Consider the following 2,484-nt stretch of genomic DNA (forward strand, 5'->3'; position numbering starts at 1 on the left):
TGTCAATCGGAACGGAATATTCACCCCTTTTACTTATCCAATATTGACCCCCTGATTACGGATTAGCACTTGGCCTGCCCGACGCTGGCCGGGGTTGCAAAGGGTAGGCCAAGTGCGGGTGATTAGCTCTTTCGGCTTTAGCTTTGAGAGCGGTTTTTAAAGCGCCATGAATCGTTGCCTGTCTCTACGATTTCGCAATGGTGCGTCAGGCGATCTAGAAGTGCAGTTGTCATTTTGGCATCACCAAAGACGGTGGGCCACTCGCCGAACGCTAAATTGGTTGTAACGATAATCGAGGTTCGCTCGTAGAGCTTGCTTATAAGGTGGAACAGCAATTGTCCTCCTGCCTGAGCGAATGGCAAGTAACCGAGCTCGTCGAGAATAACAAAGTCGAGACGGTTGAGATATTCCGCGGTTCTGCCTTGTTTCCCGTTGCGTGTTTCAGTTTCAAGGCGATTGACGAGATCAACAACATTGAAGAAACGGCCACGTGTGCCATTGCGAATGAGCGCGCGCGCAATGGCAATGGCCAGATGGCTTTTTCCTGTTCCCGTGCCGCCAACCAGAACAACATTTCTTTGATCGCTCACAAAAATTCCTGTGGCCAGCTCGCGAACCAAACCTTCGTTGATTGGGGTGCCAGTAAAGTCGAAGTCCTCAATGTCCTTAGCAAGAGGTAGTTTGGCAATGCTGAGCTGGTATCGAATGGAACGTGCTTGCTTCTCTGCAATCTCGGACTGCAACAACTCACCCACAATACGGGGCGGTTCGTGCTGCCGTTTTATGCCATTCCCCATCACCTCGTCATAAGCGCAGCGCATACCATAGAGCTTCAGCGTTCCCATGAGTTCAAGTACCTGCGTGCGTTCCATCAGCTTGCCCTCCTAAGGCTGTCATAGCGTGAACAGTCGGCGATTGGTTCATGCATCAATCGAAGTGCGTCTGGGATTTGGAGTGTTGGAGCAGGAGCAGTATCTCGACTGCGTGCGAGAATATTGATGATAACCGCCGCAGAACAAACGTTATGATCAAGCGCTTCCTGGCATGCAGCATCGACATTTGCCAATCCGTCGGAAGGTACGCATGCGAGGATGGTGACCATCTGCCGATCACCATCGTGAGCGCTCTGCAAACGTTTGCGGATTTTCTCCATTGCGGCTGGCAAAACCCAATCGCGGAAAGGTGCGCCATTGCGTAGAGCGCCAGGTTTTCGAGCAAGAACAGGCACATAATGCCATGGGTCATAGACCGTTTCTCCTCGATTAAAGCTACGCGTATGCTCTGCGACCTTCACACCATCCTGCCGGATGATAATCCGATCGGCATAGGCATGAACCTCTACAGGGCGACCAACTGCAGTTGAAACAACCGAGTATTTATTGTTGTCAAAACGGACGGTGCAGGTTTTTGATATGGACGCTGGAACGCAGTGAAAGCCATCGAATGGGCCAATATATGGTACAAGACTTTTGCGTTCTTCCTCAAATACCTGCCAAATCATGCGCTGCGTTTGTTCAGGATGACGATGTGCTTTTGCATAAGCGATACATTTATCGAGGAGCCAGACATTGAGCTCCTCCAAACTTCTGATCCGTAAACGCGGTGTAAAAAACCGCTCTCGAACCAAGCCCACCTGGTTCTCGACTTGTCCCTTTTCCCAACCTGATGCCGGAGTACAGGCAACAGGCTGAACAAGGTAATGACTGCACATTTGCTGGAACCGACGGTTATATTGCCGCTCTTTCCCGACAAAAATGGCATCAACAGCCGTTTTCATATTATCGTATATGCCGCGCGTACAAGCACCACGGAAAAACACAAAAGCTTTGTCATGTGCATCGAATACCATTTCCTGGCTTTCGCGCATGTAAGCCCGCGTAAACATCATCCGGCTATGACACAATCGAACGTGCGCAACCTTGATTGTCGTCGTCACCCCATTGAGCCTAATAACCTCATGGCTCCAATCAAACTGATAAGCTTCGCCCGGCGCGTAATAGAGCGGAACGTAAGCGTCACTTGTCACTAATCCGCGTTTCTTAGACCATGACTTGGCGTAGCGGCGGACCGTGTCATAGCTCCCTTCATAGCCCAGCGACCGAACTTCTTCATAAATGCGGATAAGCGTCAATCGATCACGAGATGCCTTACCTTCGTTGGAAATAAGAAAACGTTCAACGTCCCCCTTCCAAGGCTCCATCTTAGGAAAAGGTTGATGTTCCCGTTTGTAAGAAAACTCCGTCGCATCAGATCGCAGTATTTTGCGAACCGTATTACGAGAAACATGAAGCTCTCTGGTGATCTTCTTTACCGACCAGCCTTGAACATGGAAGGCGCGCCGGACACGAGCAATCGTATCCACTCTTTTCAACTCCCTACTCCATCCGCTGACTAAAAGTCAGATACTCGGATGAAATCTAGCAGGGGTCAAAATTGAATAAGTATTCGCCCGCTAGTGGGGTCAATATTCCACGCCGAAACACA

Annotated in this window: 2 protein-coding genes; both read right to left on the reverse strand. The window is 50.0% G+C overall.

Going from position 1 to position 2,484, the window contains the following annotated elements; all coding sequences use genetic code 11:
• Positions 1–137 precede the first annotated feature (137 nt).
• On the reverse strand, positions 138–872 hold the full coding sequence (gene istB, locus QBD00_RS23540) for an IS21-like element helper ATPase IstB (protein ID WP_318580702.1): 735 nt from the start codon (positions 870–872) through the stop codon (positions 138–140).
• The gene (gene istA / locus QBD00_RS23545) at positions 872–2,371 is read right to left on the reverse strand and encodes an IS21 family transposase (RefSeq protein WP_318580703.1); all 1,500 of its coding nucleotides are present in this window, start codon (positions 2,369–2,371) and stop codon (positions 872–874) included. Before istA ends, istB begins: the two co-directional genes overlap by 1 nt.
• Positions 2,372–2,484: the final 113 nt, after the last annotated feature.

Origin of the sequence: Ochrobactrum sp. AN78 (genome assembly GCF_029909885.1) — a bacterium.
GTDB lineage: Bacteria > Pseudomonadota > Alphaproteobacteria > Rhizobiales > Rhizobiaceae > Brucella > Brucella quorumnocens.

What these genes read in the sequence shown, in the direction of transcription:
- istB (WP_318580702.1), bottom strand. Translation starts at nt 872, where the DNA reads ATGGAACGCACGCAGGTACTTGAACTCATGGGAACGCTGAAGCTCTAT.